The following is a 5,341-nucleotide window of genomic DNA, read 5'->3' as shown; positions in this document are numbered from 1 at the left end:
TGATAGGACTCGAACCTACATGCCTCGCGGCACCAGATCCTAAGTCTGGCGTGTCAGGATCAAATTGCCGCCGCATCAATACGATTAAAACAAAACGGGAACACTCTAAGAGCATTCCCGTTTTTCCAGTGCGGATGATAGGACTCGAACCTACATGCCTCGCGGCACCAGATCCTAAGTCTGGCGTGTCTACCAATTTCACCACATCCGCTTTTTCCGAGGCAGCAAAGGTATTCTTTTTTAGGAATTATAAAAATTATGGATATCGGAATGTGGGTGGATAGGATAATATAATTGATAATCAATTACTTGTATTGATAAAAGGAATAAGGTTTGATGCCGGCTGCCGCAATGGCAGGATTCCCCCGTCTGGTCCTCTTTTTGTATTTTTGATCTCAGCATGGATACAGTGACCGTTCAAAAATACAATCTCGACGAAGAACAGGAGAAAAAGGAGATCGTCCGCCATTACCGCGCTCTTTTACGTGCCCTGAAGCCCCGCCTCAAGAAAGGGGACCGGGAGCTGGTTCGCACCGCCTTTGAAATGGCGGCCGACGCGCACCGGGATATGCGCCGTAAATCCGGCGAGCCCTACATCCTCCACCCCCTTGCCGTAGCGCAGATCACCGTGGAAGAAATAGGCCTCGGCGTACGCTCCGCCATCTGCGCCCTCCTGCACGATACCGTGGAAGATACCGAAGTAACCCTCGAAGACGTGGAGCGCGAGTTCGGCAGCGAAATCGCCCATATCGTAGACGGCCTCACCAAAATATCGACCGTCATCGATTCCAATACCAGCACCATGCAGGCGGAGAATTTCAAGAAAATCCTCCTCACCCTGGCCGACGATCCCCGGGTTATCCTCATCAAACTGGCCGACAGGCTGCACAATATGCGCACCCTCGACTCCATGGCCCGTGAGAAACAACTCAAGATCGCCTCCGAAACGGTGTTTATTTACGCCCCCCTGGCTCACCGCCTCGGGTTGTATAATATCAAGTCCGAGCTCGAAGACCTCGCCATGAAGTACACCGAGCAGGACAACTACCGCGAGATCGCCCGCCGCCTGAAGGAAACCAAGCGCGAACGCACCCGCTATATCAACGAATTCATCAAGCCGATCAAGGAAGTGCTCCAGGAAGAGGGCTTCAACTTCGAAATCTACGGCCGCCCCAAATCAATCCATTCCATCTGGAACAAGATCAAAACCAAAGGCGTCCAGTTCGAAGAAGTATACGACCTCTTCGCCATCCGCATCATCCTGGACTCCGCTGCGGATAAGGAAAAAGCCGACTGCTGGAAGGTCTATTCCATCATCACCGACTTCTACCACCCCAGCCCCGAACGCACCCGCGATTGGCTCTCCAACCCGAAAGGCAACGGCTACGAAGCCCTGCACGTAACGGTAATGGGCCCTAACGGGAAGTGGGTGGAGGTGCAGATCCGCTCCAAGCGCATGAACGACTACGCCGAAAAAGGCGTAGCCGCCCACTGGCGCTACAAGGAAGGCAACTCCAACGTCCAGGAGTCCAAGTTCGAGCAGTGGTTCAGCCAGATCCGGGAAATCCTGAACAGCCCGGATACCAATACCCTCGACTTCCTGGCCGATTTCAAAAGCAACCTCTTCACGGAGGAAATCTACGTCTACACCCCCAAAGGGGACCTCAAAATATTACCGGCCAATTCCACGGCCCTCGATTTCGCGTATTCCATCCACTCCGCCGTGGGCAACAAGTGCATCGGCGCGAAGGTGAACTACAAACTGGTGCCCCTCAGCCATAAGCTCCGCAGCGGCGACCAGGTGGAAATCATCACGTCCAACAAGCAGAAGCCTTCGGAAGATTGGCTCAATATCGTGCTCACGGCCAAAGCCAAAAGCAAGATCAAGGACGCGCTGAAGGAAGAAAAGCGGAAAGTGGCCATGGACGGGAAAGAAGTGCTGTACCGCAAGCTGGATCACATGAAAGCAAGCCCCAGCCAGTACAATATCAACGAACTGGTGCAGTTCTACAAACAACCTTCGCCGCTGGACTTGTACTACCAGATCGCGGTGAAGAACATCGACCTGCGGGAGCTGAAGCAGTTCAATGTGCTGGGCGACAAGCTGGAGCCGCCCAAGCCCGTCAAGCCGGCGGAACCGGCTCCGGTCGAGGAGCACCACAAGGTGAAGGAGTCGAACAAGAAAGACGCCGAGCTGATCATTTTCGGGGAAAGCTCCGACAAGATTGCCTATAAACTGGCCAACTGTTGCCGTCCTATCCCGGGCGACGACGTGTTTGGCTTCGTAACGGCCAGCGAAGGGTTGAAGATCCACCGGACCAATTGTCCCAATGCCGCCCAGCTGCTGGCCAACTACGGCCACCGGGTGGTGAAGACGAAATGGGTGAAAAACCGGGAGATTTCGTTCCTGACGGGGTTGAAGATCGTGGGGATGGACGATGTGGGCGTGATCCACAAGATCACCAATATCATCTCCGGCGAGCTGAAGATCAATATCGCGGGGCTTACGATCGAGTCGAAGGAAGGGTTGTTTGAAGGGCTGATCAAGGTTTTCGTACATGATAAGGACGAACTGGAGGAGCTGGTGAACCGCCTGAAGGGGCTGGATGGCATCCAAAGCATCAACCGGCTGGAAGATTAATTTTATTTCTCCCGATTTTCACACAATCGCCTTATTTTTGCCACTTCTTTAAACCATAATTAACTTTTCAACAATGGTAGATGTTCTGCTGGGGCTGCAATGGGGCGATGAAGGCAAAGGCAAGATCGTAGATTACTTTGCCGGTAAATATGATATCATCGCACGCTTCCAGGGCGGCCCGAACGCGGGCCATACTTTGTATGTAAACGGCCAGAAAGTGGTGCTGCATACGATCCCCTCCGGCGTTTTTCACGGTAATACCCTCAACCTGATCGGTAACGGGGTGGTGCTCGACCCGGTGACTTTCCGTAAGGAATGCCAGAAAGTGGCGGATTTGGGCATAGATCTGTCTAAAAACCTTTTTATTGCGGAAAAAACGCATATCATCGTGCCTACCCACCGGGCGCTCGACAAGGCTTCCGAGCTGTCGAAAGGCCAGGAGAAGATCGGTTCTACCCTGAAAGGGATCGGGCCGGCTTACATGGATAAAACGGGGCGTAACGGTCTCCGCGTGGGCGATGTGCTCCGCAGCGATTTCCGCCAGCAGTACGAGAAGCTGAAGGCCAAACATCTGCAATTACTTGCCAATTATAATTTCGATGAAGACATCGCGGAATGGGAAAATGAATTCTGGGAAGCGGTGGAATTCCTCTCGAAAATGAATATCGTAAACGGGGAATACTGGCTGAACGGCTACCTGAAAGATGGTAAGAAAGTATTGGCCGAAGGCGCACAGGGCAGCATGCTCGACGTGGATTTCGGCACCTATCCGTTCGTGACTTCCTCCAACACCATCTCCGCAGGCGTTTGCACCGGCCTGGGTATCGCTCCCAAATGGATCACTGAAGTGATTGGGGTAACCAAGGCGTACTGCACCCGTGTGGGTGGCGGTCCCTTCCCGACCGAGCTGGAAAATGAAACCGGCGAACAGCTGCGCCAGGCAGGCCATGAATTTGGCGCCACTACCGGCCGCCCCCGCCGTTGCGGCTGGATCGACCTGGTAGCCCTGGACTACACCTGCATGCTCAGCGGCGTTACCCAGCTGGTAATGACCAAATCCGACGTGCTGGACGGGTTCGATACCGTTCACGCCTGCACCGCGTATAGCATTGACGGTCAGACCACCCGCGAAATGCCGTTCAACATCTGCGGGGCCAAAATCGAGCCCGTGCTGGAGAGCTTCCCCGGATGGTCGGAGCCCACTGCAAAAAGTGAACAATACGACGCATTACCTTTGGAAATGAAAAATTTCTTATCTTTTGTGGAAGACTACCTGAAAGTGCCTGTACAGTACGTTTCCAACGGGCCGGGTAGAGATCAGATTCTCGAAAAATAAAGACAAAAAGCTACGAAAAAAACAGTCAAAAAAAAATTTGGCGAAACAAAAAAACTGTTAAAACTTTACCCTTAGAATCTAATTGTAACGTACCATTATGAAATCAAAATCTGATAAAGAGAAAGAGACTAAAAAGACTACTTCGCCTAAGACTGACAAAGCCTCTGAAAAGAAAGCCAGCGCCAGGCCTAAGAAGGAAGTAGACGAGGATGAAGATGAGGATGAGGAGGAATCTCCCCTTAAGTCTGCTGCATCTAAAAAATCAGATAAGCTTGCGGCAAAATCGAAGAAAGACGACGATGATGACGATGATGACGACGATGACGAGGACGAAGCCCCGAAGAGAGGCCGCCCCGCCAAAGCCGGCACCCGTAAGAAAAGCGATGATGATGACGATGAGGAGGACGACGATGATGCTGACGACGACGATGATGCATGGGAAAAAGGTGAAGACGAGGACTACGATCCTGATTTCGAGGAATTCGACATGCCGAAGCCTAAAAACAAGCGCGGCCGCCCTTCCAAAAAAAGCTCCGATGACGACGACGACCTCGGGCTGGATGATGAATTCAAGGACATGGATCTGTTTAACGATCGCTTCGACGACGACGATGATGATTTCTAATTTGTAAACGTGCTATCATACAGTTTTCCTGTTAAAGATATAAGCGCAACGAAACTGCAAATGTTGAGCTGGGGCAACCGGTTCAACATTTGTTGTTTTTTGGATAGTAACAATTACAGCCTGGCCGGCTCCCGCGCTGAAGCCATCCTCGCCGCAGATGCTGTCGAAACCCTGGAGTCCCCCGCCGGGAACGCCTTCGGTAAACTGCGCCGCTTCCACGACGACAAGCCCGGATGGCTCTTCGGCCACCTTTCCTACGACCTCAAAAACGAAACGGAAAAGCTCAGCAGCCAGCACCCGGATGGCATCGGGTTCCCCGACCTGTCTTTTTTCCGCCCCCGTTACCTCCTCCGCCTCACCGCCACCACGCTCGATATCTCGGGCGAAGGCCTCAGTGAACAGGAAGCACAGGCCATCCATGCCGAACTGCTGTCGCAGCCGGCGATACCCACCGCGCCGCCGCTGCCCCTGGTATCCCAGGCCAGGCTTCAGCGGGCCGACTACCTGGAGGCCGTCCGCGCCCTGCAGGAGCATATCCGCAAAGGAGATTGCTACGAGGTGAACTTCTGCCGCGAGCAATACGCCCACGCCCGCCTGCAGGACCCCGCGTCCGTATTCCTCCGCCTTAACGCCCTGAGCCCCGCGCCCTTCGCCGCGCTCGAGGCGATGGCGGCCGATCCGCTCGCGTGACAGGGCCGGATCACAGGTCGAGGACCGGGTCCGTGGTGCTGAGTGCCTT

At 53.7% G+C, this 5,341-nt stretch carries 4 protein-coding genes and 1 tRNA gene; 4 read left to right on the top strand and 1 reads right to left on the bottom strand.

Going from position 1 to position 5,341, the window contains the following annotated elements:
* Positions 1 to 129 precede the first annotated feature (129 nt).
* Positions 130 to 211 (bottom strand) — tRNA-Leu (locus Q0510_RS02535).
* Positions 212 to 400: 189 nt separating this feature from the next.
* Here Q0510_RS02535 and Q0510_RS02530 point away from each other — a divergent pair.
* The 4 genes from Q0510_RS02530 to Q0510_RS02515 all read left to right on the top strand — a co-directional run bounded on the left by Q0510_RS02530 (position 401) and on the right by Q0510_RS02515 (position 5,292).
* A complete protein-coding gene (locus tag Q0510_RS02530; protein ID WP_298707934.1) occupies positions 401 to 2,641 on the top strand; it encodes a RelA/SpoT family protein in 2,241 nt (746 codons plus the stop codon).
* Positions 2,642 to 2,714: 73 nt separating this feature from the next.
* Positions 2,715 to 3,977 carry an adenylosuccinate synthase gene (locus Q0510_RS02525; RefSeq protein ID WP_298707932.1) on the top strand — a complete coding sequence of 421 codons (1,263 nt, stop codon included), beginning with the start codon at positions 2,715 to 2,717 and terminating at the stop codon, positions 3,975 to 3,977.
* Positions 3,978 to 4,074: 97 nt separating this feature from the next.
* Positions 4,075 to 4,602 carry a hypothetical protein gene (locus Q0510_RS02520; protein ID WP_298707930.1) on the top strand — a complete coding sequence of 176 codons (528 nt, stop codon included), beginning with the start codon at positions 4,075 to 4,077 and terminating at the stop codon, positions 4,600 to 4,602.
* 99 nt (positions 4,603 to 4,701) lie between these two features.
* Positions 4,702 to 5,292: a chorismate-binding protein gene (locus tag Q0510_RS02515; RefSeq protein ID WP_298707929.1), complete on the top strand. Its 591-nt coding sequence runs from the start codon at positions 4,702 to 4,704 to the stop codon at positions 5,290 to 5,292.
* The last annotated feature ends 49 nt before the right edge of the window (positions 5,293 to 5,341 follow it).

Source organism: uncultured Chitinophaga sp. (assembly GCF_937874145.1).
In the GTDB taxonomy this organism is placed as follows: Bacteria; Bacteroidota; Bacteroidia; order Chitinophagales; family Chitinophagaceae; genus Chitinophaga.
Note: the sequence above shows the minus strand (reverse complement) of the source record. Positions and strands in the feature narration are given on the sequence as shown.

Coding starts and splice junctions, on each gene's coding strand:
- Q0510_RS02530 (WP_298707934.1), top strand. CDS start 401: ATGGATACAGTGACCGTTCAAAAATACAATCTCGACGAAGAACAGGAG.
- Q0510_RS02525 (WP_298707932.1), top strand. CDS start 2,715: ATGGTAGATGTTCTGCTGGGGCTGCAATGGGGCGATGAAGGCAAAGGC.
- Q0510_RS02520 (WP_298707930.1), top strand. CDS start 4,075: ATGAAATCAAAATCTGATAAAGAGAAAGAGACTAAAAAGACTACTTCG.